This window comes from Massilimicrobiota sp. An134 (assembly GCF_002160815.1).
Taxonomy (GTDB): Bacteria; Bacillota_I; Bacilli_A; order Erysipelotrichales; family Coprobacillaceae; genus Allocoprobacillus; species Allocoprobacillus merdigallinarum.
In genome coordinates, this window is record NZ_NFLH01000027.1 from 14963 (window position 1) to 33876 (window position 18914).

General features: G+C 30.7%; 18 protein-coding genes. 15 read left to right on the forward strand and 3 right to left on the reverse strand.

Annotation, left to right across the window (positions count from 1 at the left end):
• Positions 1-3 precede the first annotated feature (3 nt).
• Positions 4-690: a hypothetical protein gene (locus tag B5E79_RS10155; RefSeq protein ID WP_087297938.1), complete on the forward strand. Its 687-nt coding sequence runs from the start codon at positions 4-6 to the stop codon at positions 688-690.
• A 215-nt stretch (positions 691-905) separates the two neighbouring features.
• Positions 906-1349 carry an Hsp20/alpha crystallin family protein gene (locus B5E79_RS10160; protein WP_087246041.1) on the forward strand — a complete coding sequence of 148 codons (444 nt, stop codon included), beginning with the start codon at positions 906-908 and terminating at the stop codon, positions 1347-1349.
• A gap of 159 nt (positions 1350-1508) precedes the next feature.
• Here B5E79_RS10160 and B5E79_RS10165 read toward each other — a convergent pair whose 3' ends face one another.
• On the reverse strand, positions 1509-1829 hold the full coding sequence (locus B5E79_RS10165) for a putative heavy metal-binding protein (protein WP_087244223.1): 321 nt from the start codon (positions 1827-1829) through the stop codon (positions 1509-1511).
• A gap of 125 nt (positions 1830-1954) precedes the next feature.
• On the opposite strand from B5E79_RS10165, the gene ychF reads away from it, so the two are divergent.
• From ychF to B5E79_RS10225, 13 genes are all read left to right on the forward strand, one after another.
• Positions 1955-3055: a redox-regulated ATPase YchF gene (gene ychF / locus B5E79_RS10170; protein ID WP_087297939.1), complete on the forward strand. Its 1101-nt coding sequence runs from the start codon at positions 1955-1957 to the stop codon at positions 3053-3055.
• Complete coding sequence (gene srtB, locus B5E79_RS10175; RefSeq protein WP_087297940.1) at positions 3055-3783, forward strand: class B sortase; 729 nt, start codon at positions 3055-3057, stop codon at positions 3781-3783. The genes ychF and srtB overlap by 1 nt, the downstream gene beginning before the upstream one ends.
• 209 nt (positions 3784-3992) lie before the next feature.
• Positions 3993-5993, forward strand: a complete 2001-nt coding sequence (locus B5E79_RS10180) for an AAA family ATPase (RefSeq protein ID WP_087297941.1) — start codon at positions 3993-3995, stop codon at positions 5991-5993.
• Positions 5994-6117: 124 nt separating this feature from the next.
• Positions 6118-6327, forward strand: coding sequence for a DUF3788 family protein (locus B5E79_RS13945; RefSeq protein ID WP_255376354.1), 210 nt, complete (start codon positions 6118-6120; stop codon positions 6325-6327).
• Positions 6328-6346: 19 nt separating this feature from the next.
• Entirely contained in the window at positions 6347-6541 is a 195-nt protein-coding gene (locus B5E79_RS13950; RefSeq protein ID WP_255376355.1) for a DUF3788 family protein, read from the forward strand.
• Positions 6542-6556: 15 nt separating this feature from the next.
• Positions 6557-6973 carry a GNAT family N-acetyltransferase gene (locus B5E79_RS10190; protein ID WP_087297942.1) on the forward strand — a complete coding sequence of 139 codons (417 nt, stop codon included), beginning with the start codon at positions 6557-6559 and terminating at the stop codon, positions 6971-6973.
• A 62-nt stretch (positions 6974-7035) separates the two neighbouring features.
• The gene (locus B5E79_RS10195; protein ID WP_087297943.1) at positions 7036-8298 is read left to right on the forward strand and encodes a glycoside hydrolase family 125 protein; all 1263 of its coding nucleotides are present in this window, start codon (positions 7036-7038) and stop codon (positions 8296-8298) included.
• Between the two features lie 111 nt (positions 8299-8409).
• On the forward strand, positions 8410-9750 hold the full coding sequence (locus B5E79_RS10200) for a PTS sugar transporter subunit IIC (protein ID WP_087297944.1): 1341 nt from the start codon (positions 8410-8412) through the stop codon (positions 9748-9750).
• Positions 9734-12388, forward strand: a complete 2655-nt coding sequence (locus tag B5E79_RS10205) for a glycoside hydrolase family 38 N-terminal domain-containing protein (protein ID WP_241147484.1) — start codon at positions 9734-9736, stop codon at positions 12386-12388. Before B5E79_RS10200 ends, B5E79_RS10205 begins: the two co-directional genes overlap by 17 nt.
• A 39-nt stretch (positions 12389-12427) precedes the next feature.
• A complete protein-coding gene (locus B5E79_RS10210) occupies positions 12428-13189 on the forward strand; it encodes a MurR/RpiR family transcriptional regulator (RefSeq protein ID WP_087244231.1) in 762 nt (253 codons plus the stop codon).
• Between the two features lie 20 nt (positions 13190-13209).
• Positions 13210-15417, forward strand: coding sequence for a glycoside hydrolase family 3 N-terminal domain-containing protein (locus B5E79_RS10215; protein ID WP_087297946.1), 2208 nt, complete (start codon positions 13210-13212; stop codon positions 15415-15417).
• A 74-nt stretch (positions 15418-15491) separates the two neighbouring features.
• Positions 15492-16127: a 2-C-methyl-D-erythritol 4-phosphate cytidylyltransferase gene (gene ispD / locus B5E79_RS10220; RefSeq protein ID WP_087297947.1), complete on the forward strand. Its 636-nt coding sequence runs from the start codon at positions 15492-15494 to the stop codon at positions 16125-16127.
• Positions 16128-16158: 31 nt separating this feature from the next.
• A complete protein-coding gene (locus tag B5E79_RS10225; RefSeq protein WP_241147483.1) occupies positions 16159-17286 on the forward strand; it encodes a glycoside hydrolase family 10-like protein in 1128 nt (375 codons plus the stop codon).
• Between the two features lie 30 nt (positions 17287-17316).
• Here the strand turns inward: B5E79_RS10225 and B5E79_RS10230 are convergent, their stop codons facing one another.
• A complete protein-coding gene (locus B5E79_RS10230) occupies positions 17317-18018 on the reverse strand; it encodes an MmcQ/YjbR family DNA-binding protein (RefSeq protein ID WP_087297948.1) in 702 nt (233 codons plus the stop codon).
• Positions 18019-18032: 14 nt separating this feature from the next.
• Positions 18033-18638, reverse strand: coding sequence for a peptidoglycan recognition protein family protein (locus tag B5E79_RS10235; protein ID WP_087297949.1), 606 nt, complete (start codon positions 18636-18638; stop codon positions 18033-18035).
• Between the last annotated feature and the right edge of the window lie 276 nt (positions 18639-18914).

Genomic DNA, 18914 nt, shown 5'->3' on the forward strand with positions numbered 1-18914 from the left:
ATAATGAAAATAACAGGAACGAAAAGTTATATACAAATTGAAGATGATAATGGCAATATAGCAAGATTTGATGGTGAAGTTTGTTTCAATGATTTTTATGCATGGGCTGATTCAATCTGTTGGATTAAACATCAAGGAGAAATAACGGATCAGGACAGAATTCATTTGATTTATCAGGCAACGCAATATGGTAAGGATCATGATATCAAGATATTGTTCTTTGATAATGATAATAAAGTTATGTTTGAAGCAGAGCTTGGACTGAAAACGGAAGTTTATTGGGCTAAAAACGATCTTATCTTTATAGCTGTTATTTTGTTGTCAATGATTTTTCCAATACTGTTTATTGCTATGTTAGATGTTGTGAGTTCAATGTTTTTATTTGCTTTGAGTGTGGGTGCCATCATTTTTGTAAGTCCCTTTATCTTGTGGGGAATTTCTATATGTAGATTCCAGATGATTGCTAAGGGAGATGATATAACGATGAGACCAGTCATAGGGACAAACTATACATTTCCTGTAACAGAAATAACAAGAGTTGAAAGAAAGGTAAAAAATGTCTATGGATGGCAAGAATGTGTTAAGATTGTGATTTATATAAAAAATAAAAAAATAACACTTCGTCGAAGTATGATAGGGTTTGATGACATGGATGCCTATCTTTTGCGACATGTTGATCATATTATATAAAAATATATCTTTGATATGATTTGATAGAGTATGATAAGTGGCTGTTTAAAATTAAAAAAATGTTTTTAGCACTCTATACTTGACTCTGCTAAAATAGAGGACTATAATATAAATAGAAATAAGGAAAGAGAATAGAAAAGGCATTCCTTACTTCTCATATCAAACATTGTTCATTCTCTAACAATGCTTAGAATTATTCATAAGAGGTGATATATATGTTAATGCCTAGTATTTTTGGAGAAAGTTTATTTGATGATTGGTTTGATGATTTTGACAAGGAATTCTTTGGAAAGAAAAATCCATTGTATGGAAAACATTCAAGAAATGTGATGAAGACAGATGTACGAGAAACAGAAGGAACATATGAATTAGATGTGGATCTTCCAGGCTTCAAGAAAGAAGATGTGGAATTGTCATTTGACAATGGATATTTGACAATCTCAGCTAAAAAGAGCTTAAATAAAGATGAGAAGAATAAAGAAGGACAATATATCCGACAGGAAAGATATGCAGGAAGCATGAGTCGAAGCTTCTATGTGGGAGAAAGTGTACCACAAAGCGATATCAAGGCTAAATTTGAAGATGGAGTCTTGAGAATATCAATACCAAAACAGGATATGAAAGTCATCGAAAACAACAATACAATTACGATTGAATAAGCAGGGTTAAAACAACCCTGCTTTACATATTCTTAAACAAAATTTTATATAAAACGATAGTAAGCTCATGAAAAAGAGCATATATTAAGGACAGTTATCAGGTTTTCTCTCCACAATAACATTCTTTATACTGATAACCAAGTGGGTTAACCACTTTTTTTATTGTACAACAACCGCTGTGCCAGATACAGTCACCATTAACATACCATTATCAGCACCTAAAACTTCATAATCAACATCAATTCCTACAATAGCATTTGCACCTTTTTGATAAGCACGTTCTTCTAACTCTTTTAATGCATTTTCTCTAGCTTCTAACAATTCATTTTCATATGTGGCAGATCTTCCACCAAAAAAATTAGATAATCCTGCAGTAAAGTCTTTTATAAAGTTAATACCAGAAATAACCTCACCAAAAACAATACCTTTGTATTCAATAATTTCTTTTCCTTCAACAGAAGGTGTTGTTGTTAAAATCATATAATCGCCTCCTTACTTTTAAAATATCATATTTGTTTGGAAAAGATGTGTATTTTACAGTTAATAAGATTGCCTTTTTGATTATTTTTCGCTAAAATGGAATGGAGTTAAGGAGTGATGAAAAAATGGCATTAACAGCCGGTATTGTAGGACTTCCTAATGTAGGTAAGTCAACATTATTTAATGCAATTACAAATGCACAGGTCGAAGCTGCCAACTACCCATTTGCAACAATTGATCCAAATGTGGGAGTGGTAGAAGTCCCTGACTATCGATTAGATGAATTAACAAAGATTTTTAATCCTAAAAAAACAATTCCAACGACTTTTGAATTTACTGATATAGCAGGTCTTGTTAAAGGGGCAAGTCGTGGCGAAGGACTAGGAAACAAGTTTTTAGCAAATATTCGTGAAACAGATGCGATTTGTGAAGTTGTTCGTTGTTTTAGAGATAAAGACATTACACATGTTGATGGAGATGTTGATCCTGTAAGAGATGTTGAAACAATCAATTTAGAATTGATTTTTGCAGATTTAGAAACAGTTGAAAAACGTATTGGAAAAATTGAAAAGAAAGCGAAATCAGGTGATAAGGAAGCCAAAGCTGAAATGGATGTTTTGACACCATTAAAAGAAACTTTAGAAGCAGGAAAACCAGCAAGAGTGATGACTTTTTCAAAAGAAGATATGGATATTGTCAAACAATACACATTATTAACAATGAAACCATTAATTTATGTGGCTAATCTTGGTGAAGAAGATTTAGAAAATCCTGAAAGTAATCCATATTATGTTGCCTTAAAGGATTATGCAACCAAAGAAAATTGTGATGTTGTTCCTATCTGTGCCAAAATTGAAAGTGAACTTGTCGGACTTGATAAAGAAGAAAAACAAATGTTCTTAGATGATTTAGGTATTGATGAAAGTGGTTTAGATAAATTAATTAAAGAAGCTTATGCTTTATTAGGTTTAAATACTTTCTTTACTGTTGGAGCTGATGAAGTCAGAGCATGGACATTTAAAAAAGGAATGTTAGCTCCAGAAATGGCAGGAATTATTCATACTGATTTCCAAAAAGGATTTATTAAAGCAGAAACATATAGCTATGATGATTTAATGGAATATGGCAGTGAACATGCTTTAAGAGAAGCTGGAAAAATTCGTCAGGAAGGAAAACAATATGTAGGACATGATGGAGATATTATGTTCTTCAAATTTAATGTATAATGAACAAAATAATCAGAAGAATATTGCTTTTTATATGTATTTGTGTTTTTCTATTTTCAGCTTTTCAATTAGGAAAAATCTTTTATAATTATTATACAATTGAAAAAGAAAGTGCAGAATTAGTGACTCAATATGTAGAAGAACCAGAAGAAGAAAAAGAAGATCCATTAAAACGTGTTGTTAATTTTGAAGAACTACAAAATATTAATTCTGATGTGATTGGATGGTTATATATTCCTGATACAAAAATTGATGAACCTATATTAAAAGGTGAAAACAATGATACTTATTTATATACAGATTTATATATGAAATCTAATACAGCAGGAAATGTATTTATTGATGAAATCAATTCTAGAGATTTTAGTGATGATAATACCATCATATATGGTCATAATATGAAAAATGGTTCACGTTTTCATGATTTGAGATATTTTGTTGAAAAAGATTATTTTAATGAACATCAAGATATTTATATTTATTTGCCTGATGGAAGTGTTTATGTTTACCAGGCTGTAGCTTCTACAGTTATTGCCGCAACAAGTGATCTGTATCAAAAAGGTATAGATTATGATTCTTATATGAATCAGGTTAAAAGTGAAGCTTCTGTTTATCAAAACGTAAGTGATGAACAAGTGAACATGATTATGTTAAGCACTTGTTATTCAGGGACTGAAAATAGATATGTTGTTTATGGACAGTTAAGAGAAAAAGTAAAAAGTGAATAGTTATGAAGAATTATAATCAAGACAAATGGTTATAATTCTTTTTTTATAAAAGACATCTATAAAAAGAGTCATTTTCATCACATGACAGTCATAGAAAGGGTATGCATTATTTTTGGAAAATAATGCAAAATAATAAATTGATTAAATATAAAGAAAACGTTAATAATTTCAAATAGAGTTCATATGATAGAAAGGAAAAGAGGTGTAGTATGCTTACACAATTTCATGAACAGGCACAAAAAGCAATTGTCATAGCTGAAAGTATTGCGTTTGATTTAGGACATAGTCATGTAGGAAGTGAACATCTTTTATTATCATTATTAAAGATGAAAGATATACTTATGACAAAGATGTTAAAATCTTACCATGTTGATGATGAAGTCATATATAAAGATATTGTAAGGTTGTTTGGTGAAAAGGATATTCAACCTTTTTATATGGAATATAGTGATATTGTCAAAAAGATATTAGAAGAAGCTATCAATATCACACGTGAAAGAAAAGAGTCAAAAGTCAGTTTAAATATATTGTGCTTAGCTTTACTTTCACAAAAGGAAAGTGTTGCTGTTGAATTATTAAATAAATATCATGTTTCTTTTGATCAGATTAAAGAAGAACTAAGTCAAACCAGATCATTACTCTATGAATTAGATAAAATTCATGAACTTGTTAATTTTAATGAATTAGTAAAAAAAGAAAATAGATTGATGATAGGGAGAGATCAGGAATTAGAACAACTTTTTTTAACATTATGTAAAAAAGAAAAAAATAATGTTTTATTGATTGGAAAAGCTGGTGTGGGTAAAACGGCGCTTGTTGAAAAATTAGCTTATAAAATCAATCACAAGGAAGTTCCAAAGCTTTTACAAAACAAAGTTATTTATGAACTCAGTTTGTCGAGTATTGTTGCAGGGACAAAATATAGAGGAGAATTTGAAGAAAAGTTTAAGAAGATTATTGATAAAGTGATTCAAGCAAAAGATGCTATTTTATTTATTGATGAAATTCATAATTTAATTGGTGCAGGAGGAGCAGAAGGAGCTATTGATGCTTCTAATATTTTAAAGCCTTTTCTAGCTAGAAAAGATTTAACTCTGATTGGGGCAACAACCATCGAAGAATATTATAAATACTTTGAAAAAGATCAAGCTATGAACAGACGTTTTTCCATACTCAAAATAAACGAGAATACAAAAGAAGAAACAAAAGATATTCTTTTAGGTTTAAAACAACAGTATGAAAATTATCATCATATTGATATACTTGATGAACGTATTGACGAAATTATTAGTCTTTGTGATCAATATTTATTATCACGTGTTTTTCCTGATAAAGCTTTAGATGTTTTAGATTTATCATGTGTCAAAGCAACTTTCCAACAAGATCAGACTTTACAGTCACAACATATTGAAAAGGTTATTGAAGAAATTTCAGGAGCAAGTCTTCAAAATCATTCTTATCAGGATATTGAGACTTCATTAAATCATCATATTATTGGACAACAGAGAGCTATACATCAACTTATTGAATCTTTAGAGTCCTTAGCACAGTTTCCCCATCCTCATAGACCAAAAGGTGTTTATCTGCTGACAGGGAGCAGTGGCATTGGAAAAACAGAAACAGCCAAATTTTTAGCAGAAACCATGCATAAACATTTTATTAAATTAGATATGTCTGAATATAGTGATACAACGAGTGTCAATAAGATTATTGGTTCATCACCAGGATATGTTGGTTATGACCAGCAATCGACTTTATTTCATGATATGATTTTATATCCTGACAGTATTTTATTATTAGATGAAATAGAAAAAGCCAATCCACAAGTTATGCATTTATTTTTACAAGTCTTTGATGAAGGTGTATTAAAAGATAATCATCATCATATCATTTCATTTAAAGATACCATTATTATCATGACTTCTAATGTCACAAAACAAAATCAATCTATTGTTGGTTTTAAAAAGAAACTTCCTTCATATCAACATTTAGAGTCTTATTTTTCAAAAGAATTCTTAAATCGTATTGATGAAATTATTGAATATCAAACATTACAAAAACAACATCTACAACAAATTTTAAAAAATCAGACACCAATCCCACTTACCGAGAGTATGATGGAAGATATTTTAAAAGATTATGATGTCAATCAAGGAGCAAGAACATTATTAAAACAGATGAAAAAATATCTTGTTTCTAAAAATAGATAATGATAGATACTGAGTGCTATTGATAAAAATAGCACTTTTTTGTAGATTCTTTTATTTTGATGAATGTTTTCATTTATCATTTGATGTGGTATGGTAATGATATGGAAAAGAAAAGAGGAAGATTATGTTAGATAGAAAAGATAGTCAATCCATGCCAACACAGCAAGATATAAGTCAATATATCCATAATCCATTATGGGACTTGTTTTATCAATATACGATAGATCAATACCTTATCACACCAAAATATGAATTTAGTAAATGTAGCTGGGAGTATGGCTGGAATATCAAAATGAAAAAAAGGTCAAAAAACATTATGTACGATTTATCCTAGAGAGAATTATTTTACTGTTATGGTTGTTATTGGAAAGAAAGAGAAAGACAGTTTTGAACAAATATTACCAACATTACACAATAACATACAAAATATTTATGCAAATACACAAGAGGGAAATGGACAAAAATGGTTAATGATTGACTTAGAAGATGATAATAAACAATATGAAGATATCAAGACAATCATTAATATAAAAGCACGTAGAAAGTAAGAGGTATAAATAAAAATGATATATGAAGAAAATACATTAAATATTGAAGATATTAAAAAGATAAGAGAAGGTGTACAATGGAGAATGTTGACTGATCATCAATTACAACAGGCTTTAGATATGACAGTTTATAGTATTGTTGTTAAAGATCATGAACATTCTATTGCAATGGGAAGATTAATAGGTGACGGCATTTATTATCTGATTTGTGATGTGGCAGTTCTCCCAGACTATCAGCATCAGGGAATAGGGACAAAAATTATTCAATGTATGATTCAATATGTCCAATCACATTTACAAAAAGAAGAACGTTGTTCTCTTCAATTGATTGCCGCAAAAGGAAAAGAGAGTTTTTATGAAAGTTTAGGTTTTTCATTATTGCCTAATGATTTATCAGGACATGGCATGCAGATGTTTATAAAGAAAAAATAATACATATTTAGAAATGGAAAAGAGACTATCTTTTATATAAAATGAATAGGAGGAGGGATAGTATGAATAGAACAGAAATAATGCAAAAAGCTGATGATGTGATCAAAGATCAGAAATTAAGAGAAATGTTTAAAAAATGTTTTATGTCAACTTTAGAAACAAGTTTAAAAGTTGAAGGAGATAAGACTTATATTATTACGGGAGATATTAATGCTATGTGGTTACGTGATTCAAGTTGTCAGGTGAATCATTATTTAAAATTAATGAAAGATGATCAGGATCTACAAAATAAAATCAAAGGATTAATTCGCTCACAAATAGAATATGTTTTATTGGATCCATATGCTAATGCTTTTTTAAATACGGAAGATGTTCCAAGAGAATATCATGATACAACAATTATGAAACCATATGTCTGGGAAAGAAAGTTTGAACTTGATTCATTATGTTATCCAGTCAAACTCGCTTATCAATATTACAAAGAAACAAATGATACGACTATTTTTGATAAACAGTATCTTTATTTTATTCATACGATTTTAGATGTTTTTGAAATTGAACAGTATCATAGTCAGAAATCTTCTTATACTTTTGAAAGAGATATGGCGAAAGTATGGAATTTAAGAAAAACAGAAACATTACAAAATCATGGACATGGATTTGATACAAGATATACAGGAATGGTATGGAGTGCTTTTCGCCCTAGTGATGATGCCTGTGCTTTGAATTACAATATTCCAGGAAATATGTTTTGTAGTGTTATTTTATCTTATTTAGTAGAGATTGTACGCGATCTTTATCACGATGAACATCTTGTAGAACGTATTATTGATTTGAAGTTCCAGATTGATTATGGTATTGAATTATTTGGAACATATCTTCATCCAAAATATGGCAAAATTTATGCCTATGAAACAGATGGATATGGAAATCATATTTTAATGGATGATGCTAATGTACCAAGCTTATTATCTTTACCATATTTAGAATATTGCCATGAAGATGACCCTATCTATCAAAATACAAGACGTTTTATTTTAAGTGAAGATAATCCATATTATTATGCAGGAAAAAAAGCCAAAGGCATTGGTTCTCCACATACATGGGAAAACTATATTTGGCCAATTGCATTGACAATGCAAGCTTTAACATCTACCAATCAACAAGAAATTCAGACACTTATTGATATGATTGTGAATAATACAGGTGATACAGGATATTGTCATGAAAGTTTTGATGTCAATGATGATAGTCAATATACAAGACCATGGTTTTGTTGGGCTAATTCATTGTTTGCTGAACTGATTATGAAAGTCTATTTCTAAGAGGTAACAACCTCTTATTTTTTTGTGGAAATCTGTAAAAATATTACAGGTTTTGTAATTTCTATTTGAAAGTGCTTTCTGTATACTTATTGTTGTTGAGGAGGAAAAAATATGAAATTAATTATGTCATTTTTAGAGAAGTATCTTATGCCACTTTCTGATAAGGTCACTTCAAACAAGTTATTAAATGCGATTAAAGACGCATGTATCTTAACGAGTCCATTTACTGTTGTTGGATCTCTTGCAGGTTTAGTGAGTCAACAAGCTAATTATTGGTTTGGTGAATGGGGAATTCCTTTAGATGGAATCTTAGGAAGTATTATTAACGCTTTTACAAATATTAATACAGTTGCTATGGGTATGACTGGTCTTGTTGTTGTATTAGCTTCTTCTTATAATTATTCTAATCAGTTAAGAGCAAATAAAACAGGAGATAAATGTGTTCCATTAGTTGCTTGTATTGTTTCACTTATTGCTTATATCGCAACAATTCCAAATGCTATTGATGTTGGTGATTCAACAATTACAGCATTTCAAATTAATTTCTTCAACTATGAAGGAATGTTTACAGGAATGATTATTGGTTTAGCTTCATCATTCTTATACTATCATTTAGTGAATTCTAAATATACAATTAAATTACCAGGACAAGTTCCACCAATGGTATTAAATTCATTTTTATCAATTATTCCATTTTTTGTCATTATGGTTATTTTCTCAGTTATTAAAGAAGTTGTTGTACTTTGTGGTTATGCTTCATTACAGGCATTAATGACTGAATTTATTATTTCACCATTAAATGGTATTGGTACAGGATTACCAGCCGTTATTTTAGTTATCATTATTATGCAATTATTATGGTTCTTTGGTGTTCATGGATTCTCAATTATGTGGGGATTAATCTCAGTTTTATGGATGCCAATTTTCTATGAACACATTCAAATGTATGTGGAAACAGGATCTTTTGATGGTATTACACAAGTTGCTCCAAATACATTATGTAATGTTTATGCCATGATTGGAGGATCTGGTTCGACATTAGCACTTGTTGTTTTATTACTTATTTTAGGTAAAAAAGGTTCTGCTGAAAGATCTATTGGTAAAGTTGCAATTATTCCAGGATTATTTGGTATCAATGAACCAGTTACTTTTGGTTTACCAATTGTATTAAACCCAATTATGTTCTTACCATTTGTTTTTGTTCCTGTTATTAATGCAATTATTGGTTATTTTGCGACTTCTTGGGGTTGGGTTAACCATTTAGTTGTCTTAAATTCAGGTGTAGAACCTATCTTTGTCAATGCATGGGTATTAGGTGCATTTACAATCAGTCCTGTTATCTTATGTGTTGTATTGTTTATTATTGATTTAATCTTATATTATCCATTTGTTAAATTACAAATTAAACAAAATAGTATTGAAGCCCAGAATGAAGGTGTTGTTCTTGAGTAATATTCATTTTATTCCTCATGTTCATTGGGATAGAGAATGGTTACGTTCAACAGATGCTTCACGTATTAAACTTTGTTATTTCTTTGATCGTTTAATTGATATGTTAGAAAACGATCCACAAATGAAATATTTTACATTCGATGGACAAACTGCTGCTTTAGAAGATTATTTAAGTATTAAACCATTTCAAAAAGAGCGTATTGCAAGATTAGTCAAAGCTCGAAAATTATTTATAGGTCCATGGTATGTGCAACCAGATATGATTATTCCATCAGGAGAAGCATTACTTAGAAATTTAATTATAGGATCTCAATATGCGCAGTCATTTGGACATTGCCTCCAAGTCGGATGGGTTCCAGATGCATTTGGTCAAAATAAAATTACGCCTTATCTATTTAAACAAATTGGTATGAAAGGTGTTTATGCATGGCGTGGATTTGATTATGATTGTTTAGAAGATTCATTGTTTTTATGGGAAGGAAATGGCCATACAGTTTTACCGGCTATTCATTTTGCTTTAGGATATGGACATTATCGTGGTTTCCCAGAAGATTATGAAGATGTTAAAAAGGATATGGAAAATTTTATTCCAAAACTTAAAGAACGTTATCAGGATGGCGAAATATTATTTATGCTAGGAAGCGATTATGCTTTCCCTAGACGCCATTCTTCTCAAATGATCAATCGTTTACAAAAAGATGGATATCAATGTCAGATGACAAACCCTGAAGAATATCTTGAAAATATTTTAAAAGCTGCCAAGCAAAATCATCATGAATTAAAAGTCTATAAAGGTGAAGCAAGAAGTGCAACTTTAGGACGTATTCATGCAGGCATTACGTCTACACGTATAGATATAAAAAATGCGATGCGTTATTATGAAACAATCATGGCAAAAGTTGTAGAACCAATGGTCAGTATGACACGTTCACTTGGGGGTCACTGTGATCAGGAATTAATCAATTATTTCTGGAAGATTATCTTTAAAAATCAGTTCCATGATTCTATATATAGTTCTTCACCAGATAGTATTAATCATACAGTGGAAAATCGTTTATTAAATTTACGACATGGTTTGAATGAACTGATTTGGATGAATTTTAGATTTTTAGCCGAAACAGTGGATTTAAGTGAATTAAATGATCAGGAAGATATTTTGGTATTATTTAATACTTTACCATATCAAAGACAAGATTTTGCCTTTGTAAGCATGATTGTCAAAGATAAAGATTTTGTATTAAAACGTCATGATGGGACAATTGTTCCTTATCAATTCATGAATGAAACAAAAGAGACATGTCATGATATTGAATACTATAATGGTATGGAAAACTTCCATGACTCAGGAGAAGTATTAGAGGGTACGAAATTTAAAGTTCAATTCAAAATTGACACTTCATTTTTACCACCAATGGGTTATGAAATCTTAAAAGTTTGCTTCAAAGAAAAAACATCTACATCTCTACAAGGAGATGTGAGTGTGATGAATCATGGAGCACAAAATAAATATTTATCAGTAGTGATTGAAGAAGATGGCACTTTAACAGTCACAAATAAACTGACAGGTGAAACTTATCATCATCTTCATACATTACTTGAAAAAGGTGATGATGGTGATGAATATAATTATTCACCATGTATTGATGATCAAGAAATCAGAATTAATGATGTGAAACCAACTATAGAATTGGTAGAATCATCATCCATTGAAGTCAAATATCGTATCACTTTTGATACAGCTGTGCCATCAAAAGTGGTGGACCATCATCGTAGTCAAGAAACAAAACCATTACGTATTATCACTGATGTTTCTTTAAAGGCTCATAGTCAGACAGTTGATTTTGAAACAACTATTGAAAATCATTCTTGTGATCATATTGTCAGAGTTGCTTTTGATGATATCTATACTTCTAAACAAAACTGTAGTCAAGATCAACTTGGAACTATTATCAGAGATAATGTGATTACAAATCAAAAAGGAATAGAAAATGGGGCAACAGAATATGTTTTACCTATCTATGCGATGCAACGCTTTGTGAAATTAAATCATCAAAATGCTATCATGTCATTATTAAGCCAAGGACCTCTTGAATATGAAGTAGAAAATGATCAAAGAATTTGTTTAACACTTTTAAGAAGCGTTGGAAAATTTGGAAAAGCTGATTTACTGATCAGACCAGGAAGATCATCGGGATATCGTATGGATACGCCATCTTCACAATTGTTGGATAAAAAAGTAACGAGTCAATACTCACTTTTCTTTGGTGAAAGTCAACAAATGTCTGATTTGGTTCGTACAGCTGAAATATTAAATACACCAGTTCAAACACGTTATCTTAATGATATCAGCCGTCAAAAAAATAAAGGATTAAAATGGCAATATGAAGATATAAAATTAGATACAAGAGTTGAACTGATGGCTTATAAGAAAGCTGAATGTGGTCAAGCGTCAGTCATCCGTATTCTTAATAATCGTGATGAAGATATTGAAAATGTTGTTTTATATATTCCAGCAGATAAAAAATGTTATCTTGGGGATGCATTAGAAGAAAAACAAGAAGAACTTGAAAATCAAGATGGAAAAATTTATATCAAAAGCATGATGTCAAATACTTTTGTAACTGTTATAATAGAGTAGATTTTCTACTCTATTTTCATATGAAAGGATTGATTGTTTATGAGTCTCATTAAAAATTTTCAAGAATATGGAAATCATTTAACTGAACTAGAAGTGGAATGTTTTCATAAACTTTTGAGTTTTCAGGATTTACAGCCAAATTTAACAATATCTTCATTATCTGAGGCTTTAAATGTATCCACAACAACTATTTTTAGAATGGTGAAAAAATTAAATTATAAAACATTTATGGATTTTCGCTATGATCTTTTATACCATCGTAGAGATGAATATGAATATACATCTAGATGTGATAATGTTTGTGATACTATTGAAAAAGAAATCAAAGATACAATGTCTATGTTAAGACATTTAGATATTGGAAAAGCTATTGAAAGTATAGTACAGGCTAAAAATGTTCTTGTTTGTTCCTCTGGGATGAATAAATATGTTGCGAAGATATTGGCAGTAAAACTGAGTTTATTTGGAATCAGAACAATATATCCAGATGATAATTGGTTTTTATATTTAGAAGCGAATCATTTAACTTCTGAAGATTTTGTCATTGTGATTTCACGTGGTGGGGAAACAAAAGATATTATTGACGTTATGAAAACTGCTAAAATGAATGGATGTCAAATATTATTAATTTCAGAAAAAATAAATTCAACGATGTCAAAACTATCTGATTATACTGTGAATGTATCAGTATCAAAAGATGAAGGATATGATATTGATTCACGTTTACATATGCATTTGGCTATTGAATATTTACTTAGAGAATTAGTGAATCAACATTTATATAGTAAAAAATATTTATAAATAAAAAATGAGGAAAGAAAATGGTAGAAAATATAATTAAACAAATGACTTTAAAGGAAAAAGTTGGTCAATTAAACCAGCATTTATATGGTTGGCAATGTTATCAGAAAGTGGGAGACCATTATGAATTAACAGATTTATTTAAAAAACACGTTAAAGAATATGGAGGCGTTGGTGCGATTTATGGAATTATGAGAGCTGATGCCTGGTCACAGATTGATGAACATAATGGGATTACACGCCAAGAAAGTTATCAGGTTATTCAAATGATTCAGGATTATATCAAGAAACATTCTCGTTTTCAAATACCCGCCTTGATTACAGAAGAATGTGTTCATGGTCATATGGCATTACAAAGTCCTGTCTATCCTACACAATTAGCAATGGGGATGAGCTGGAATCCTTTGTTGATGGAAAAAATTGCACAGAATGTCAGTCAGGAATTAGCCGCCAAAGGTGGAAACCTTGCTTTATTTACTGGTTTTGATGTATTAAGAGATCCACGTTGGGGAAGAAGTGAAGAATGTTTTAGTGAAGATGCGTATCTGACTTCACAAATGATTCAAAGTGCTGTGCAGGGATTTGAAAAAGATCAAAACGGAGTCAGCGTTGTTGTCAAACATTTATGTGCTCAAGGAGCCTGTGAAGGTGGACATAATTCGGATGCAGCTAAGATTGGTCCAAGAGAATTAAGAGATATTCATTTGCCACCAGTCAAGGCAGCAGTCAAAGCAGGTGCAAGAGCTGTTATGGCAGCTTATAATGAAATAGATGGAATTCCTTGTCATATTCATAAAAATCTTCTTCATCATATTTTAAGAAAAGAGTATGGTTTTGATGGCATTGTCATGGCTGATGGATGTGCTTTAGATAGACTGTTATTATTAAATGACAATCCTTTACAAATGGGAAGTCTGGCTTTAAAAGCAGGTGTTGACTTGAGTTTATGGGATCAGGTTTATACCAAACTTGATGAAGCTGTTAAACAAGGCTATGTCACTGAAGAAGAATTAGATATAGCGGTTGAAAGAATTTTAAGACTCAAAGAAAAGTTAGGTCTTTTTGAACCTTCACAAAATATACCATTGCCTCAATGTGATGAATTATTGTTGCAAAGTGCAAGAGAATGTCAAGTGTTATTAAAAAATGATGATCATATTTTACCATTAAAGAAAACACAAAAAATTGCTGTGATTGGACCTAATGCTCATCACTATCTCCATCAATTGGGTGATTATACAGCTTATCAAAATCCGCAAGACATTGTGACTGTCTATCAGGGAATCTGTAAAAAAGCTTCACAAGTCAGCTATGCATTAGGATGTACTACAAGAAAGAAACAATTTGAAAATTTAGATGAAACATTAAAGATTGCAAAAGAGGCAGATGTTGTTGTGTTGGTTTTAGGTGGTAATAGTGCGCGTTTATATCAAAATGCTTTTGAAAATAATGGTGCATTAAGAATTCAAGATGAAAATGAAATGAATTGTGGAGAAAATATTGATTTAGCAAGTCTTGAATTAGAAGGATATCAAAATCAATTATTAAAAGAGATTCATCGCGTGAATCCAAATATTGTCACAGTCTTGATTCAAGGAAGAGTTCATGTGATCAATGATGTCATGCGTTATTCTCAAGCGGTTGTGGCTAGTTTTTATCCTGGTTCAAGAGGTGGAGATGGAATCGCTGATGTGCTATTTGGAGATTACAATCCTAGTGGACATTTGAGTGTTTCTATTCCACGTCATGTAGGGGCATTACCATGTTATTATAATCATAAGCATAACGGAGCACAAAAAGATTATATAGATTTACCATCTGGTCCATTGCTTCCATTTGGTTATGGACTGAGTTATACAACATTTGAATATCAAAATATATCTTTACCTCAAAAGATTTCCATTCAGGAATTAAAAGAAAAAGGACTCACTATTACTTTAGATGTCCATAATACAGGTCAAAGAGATGGACAAGATGTGGTTCAGATTTATATCAAGCATTTACAATCAAGCATTGTTTCTAGAGTGCTGGAATTAAAAGGATTCCATAAAGTACATGTTCCTCATCATGCTGTTCAGACAGTCAGTATCACATTGAGTTATGATGATCTGGCAATATGGAATATAGATATGGAACATATTGTAGAAACAGGACGTTTGGCTGTTTGTGTCGGTCAAGATTCACAAAATTATAAGGAATATAGTGTCTGTATTGAAGAAAGCTGCTAAGGTAGCTTTTTTTGATAAATTAAGGTAAATATGGTATGATAAATGCAGTTTATAGAGAGAAAAGAGGAAGAACAATGTATAGTGTCATTATTTTATGTGCTGGACAGGGGAAAAGAACAGGATTGAATTATAATAAAATGTTATATTCATTTCGTGGTAAGACAGTCTATGAAATGACTTTAGAAACTTTTATCAACGATACACGCTGTCAACAGATTATTGTTGTGACAAGACCTGAAGAAAGAAAAGAATTTCAACAATTATTAAGTGATGAACGCATAGAGTTTGTTGATGGGGGAAAAGAAAGACAGGATAGTGTATTTGCAGGTTTACAACATGTGACATATGAAAATGTTTTGATTCATGATGGAGCCAGACCTTATTTAAAAAAACAACAGATTGATGATCTGTTAACATGTCTAGAAGAACATCCAGCCTGTTTATTAATGGTACCTTGTAAAGATACAATTAAAAGAGTGATTGATGGTGTTGTCGAAGAAACACTTAATCGACAAGAATTAATGCAGGCACAGACACCACAGGCTTTTCACACCAAACTGATTTTAGATGCTTACACAAAAGCGATACAACAGCACTATTTGGCTACTGATGATGCTCAAATGGTAGAACATTTTACTGATGAAAAAGTTTATTTTGTTTTAGGGGATTATGAAAATAAAAAAATTACAACAAAAGAGGATTTAAAATAAAACTTTTGAATATAATCAATGGGGTGGTCTTTTGAAAAAGAAAAAACACAGTTTACTTGTTATTATAATATTATTATGTATCTGTTTGACTATTTACTTCTTTATGCCACATCCACCATGTTCATTATCTTCTTTTGACAAAAGAGCTGTCTGGTTTGCGTATGGAGATTTAGAACAGTTTTCTTATGAATCAAAGGAAAGCTTTGAAGAAGATTTTTCACAAGCTATTGAAAATATAAAAGATTATAAAATCAATACCGTTATTGTTCAGGTGCGTGCTTTTAATGATGCTTTATATGCGTCAGATTTGTTTCCTCTTTCAAGAGTGATTACACATCAGGAATCATTATCATTTGATCCATTAGAAGTGATGATTGACATTGCTCATCAACAAGGTATGTCCATTGAAGCATGGATTAATCCCTATAGAGTCTCTTTAAATCAAGCAAGCTTTGAACAGTTTTTAAATCATTCACCGCACCGTGACTGGTTGGAAGATGCAACTCAAACAATTGGTTATGCCACATATCAATATATTTTAAATCCTGCCAGTCAGTCAGTGAGAGATTATATTGTTGATGGAGTGAAAGAAGTTGTGGAAAACTATGATGTTGATGGTATACATTTTGATGATTATTTTTATGTATCAGGAACACATGATGGCACAACGGCCAATCAACGTATGGATTATGTTAATATGCTCATACAGGATGTTTATCAGACAATTAAAGAGACTGATGAAAATGTTGTATTTGGCATCAGTCCTCAAGGCAATTATGAAAATTGTTTAAATGATGGGGCTGATATTGATACATGGTTAGGGGAAGAAGGCTATATTGATTATTTAATGCCTCAGATATATTGGAGTGATCAGTATGGTGAAGATAAAAAAACAACAATGTTTACTGATCGATGTGAGCAGTTTGCGAAAATACCAAGACATCAAGGTGTTATGTTATATGCTGGATTAGCGCTTTATCGTGCTGGTGGGGCTGTTGATGAGGATTATGGATGGCAGGAAAACTCTCGTAATATTGCTTCACAAGTTCAAATTTTATATGAAAATGGATATAAAGGGTTTAGTTTATTTCGATATGATTCATTCCTGAAAGAATCATCAATACAGGAATTAAATGAATTATTAAGGCAACATGCATAAAAAAGGATGCGACCAATCGACTTATATAGTCTATTGGATGACATCCTTTTTTGTTTTTGTATGGATTGTTTGTGTCAATTGATAACTTTCATCTATATATTTGAAAATATCTTCATCAGATAATGTTTCATCTAAGATGATAGAAATCCATTTCTTTTTATTCATATGATAAGCTTTATAAAAACCATTTTCTTGAAGTAATTGTAAAATATGTTCTTCTTTTAATTTTAAATTGATGATTTCTACATCCCCGTTTTCAGAAGTGATTTTATTTTTATTGATGTTCATCATTAAAGCATACCATTTTTGATTGTTGTGATGTCTAAAAACGCCATAGTGAGGATCGCTCGTCCATGGAAAATCAGGATAATCATGATATGTTTTTATTATGTAATCAGCAATTCTATTGGCTTGAGGATATATAAAATATTGTGGTGTTGTACATTGGTCTTTGATATCATTTAAAATCTTTTCATATTCTTGACGTATTTTTGTGATAAATTCACCAGTTTGCGCTTTGATACGAAAATTGATATATTCTTCATGAAAAGCTAAATCAATCATTTTTCCATGAATATCTTCATCAGTATTGATAGTAATGACTACTTGAAAGCTATTATCTAAAATATTTTGAATATAAACATATTGATGACATTCTTTTTGAAAGCCATAGGCTATCAGTTTATTAAAATCAATTTTTGTTCTTTGGAATATATCTTGTTCTAAACTCAAGATGAATCACCTCATTATAGAGAATTTAAGAATTCTTGCCATTGATCTTCATGATCAACAAAATATTTCGGACAGATTTTACCAGTAATATCATAATGTCTAATCACATCTTGACTTTGTAAGTGATAGGAGTCCATTAAAGCACGCACGAGTTTTTGTAATGACTGGTAAGTTGCATCATTAAACTGTCCGCTTTCATCAGGATGGCAGCATTCAATAGAAATGGTATCTTTATTACGATTGTTAGAAGCATAAGCGACTTCATTCAAAGGAATACATTGAATGATTTCTCCTTCTAATCCAATGATAAAATGGCTAGACACAGAAGTCGTTCTGGTTATTTTCAGATTTTCAAAATAATCTCTGTTATTTTGAGCAGTGGAACCAGGATTGGCAGTATAGTGAATCACAATACCATTAACTCTTGGTAATGTTTTTCCACTTCGCGAATTGGGATTAACCGTTAAAAATTGATGTTGTATAGATAAGCCATCAACCTGATATTCTTCAATATCATTATGATGACGTGAAGACAGATAAATTGTTCCTATGCCAATGATCAGTAAAATCACAAGCATATAAATCATAGGCTTTTTATTGATTCTTTTTTTCTTTGCCATAAGATCACCTCGCTTTTACATTATGTCATGATAGCATTGAAAATGTATAAATAATTTCTTAATATTTTATAAATTGATGTGGATATCAACTATTATATCATGATTGTTGATTTGAGAATATCAAATGATTATTGTATTGTAAAAAGTATTGATTTTACGTAAATTGAAAAACTAAATTCCATCCCTAAATCAATTTATATGGAATTTAATTTTACAAATCCAATGATAGAATTTAATTCTGCAAACTTTTATAATAATAGTGGGTATTCCTTCTAC

What these genes read in the sequence shown, in the direction of transcription:
- B5E79_RS10155 (WP_087297938.1), top strand. Translation starts at nt 4, where the DNA reads ATGAAAATAACAGGAACGAAAAGTTATATACAAATTGAAGATGATAAT.
- B5E79_RS10160 (WP_087246041.1), top strand. Translation starts at nt 906, where the DNA reads ATGTTAATGCCTAGTATTTTTGGAGAAAGTTTATTTGATGATTGGTTT.
- B5E79_RS10165 (WP_087244223.1), bottom strand. Translation starts at nt 1,829, where the DNA reads ATGATTTTAACAACAACACCTTCTGTTGAAGGAAAAGAAATTATTGAA.
- ychF (WP_087297939.1), top strand. Translation starts at nt 1,955, where the DNA reads ATGGCATTAACAGCCGGTATTGTAGGACTTCCTAATGTAGGTAAGTCA.
- srtB (WP_087297940.1), top strand. Translation starts at nt 3,055, where the DNA reads ATGAACAAAATAATCAGAAGAATATTGCTTTTTATATGTATTTGTGTT.
- B5E79_RS10180 (WP_087297941.1), top strand. Translation starts at nt 3,993, where the DNA reads ATGCTTACACAATTTCATGAACAGGCACAAAAAGCAATTGTCATAGCT.
- B5E79_RS13945 (WP_255376354.1), top strand. Translation starts at nt 6,118, where the DNA reads ATGTTAGATAGAAAAGATAGTCAATCCATGCCAACACAGCAAGATATA.
- B5E79_RS13950 (WP_255376355.1), top strand. Translation starts at nt 6,347, where the DNA reads ATGGTTGTTATTGGAAAGAAAGAGAAAGACAGTTTTGAACAAATATTA.
- B5E79_RS10190 (WP_087297942.1), top strand. Translation starts at nt 6,557, where the DNA reads ATGATATATGAAGAAAATACATTAAATATTGAAGATATTAAAAAGATA.
- B5E79_RS10195 (WP_087297943.1), top strand. Translation starts at nt 7,036, where the DNA reads ATGAATAGAACAGAAATAATGCAAAAAGCTGATGATGTGATCAAAGAT.
- B5E79_RS10200 (WP_087297944.1), top strand. Translation starts at nt 8,410, where the DNA reads ATGAAATTAATTATGTCATTTTTAGAGAAGTATCTTATGCCACTTTCT.
- B5E79_RS10210 (WP_087244231.1), top strand. Translation starts at nt 12,428, where the DNA reads ATGAGTCTCATTAAAAATTTTCAAGAATATGGAAATCATTTAACTGAA.
- B5E79_RS10215 (WP_087297946.1), top strand. Translation starts at nt 13,210, where the DNA reads ATGGTAGAAAATATAATTAAACAAATGACTTTAAAGGAAAAAGTTGGT.
- ispD (WP_087297947.1), top strand. Translation starts at nt 15,492, where the DNA reads ATGTATAGTGTCATTATTTTATGTGCTGGACAGGGGAAAAGAACAGGA.
- B5E79_RS10235 (WP_087297949.1), bottom strand. Translation starts at nt 18,638, where the DNA reads ATGGCAAAGAAAAAAAGAATCAATAAAAAGCCTATGATTTATATGCTT.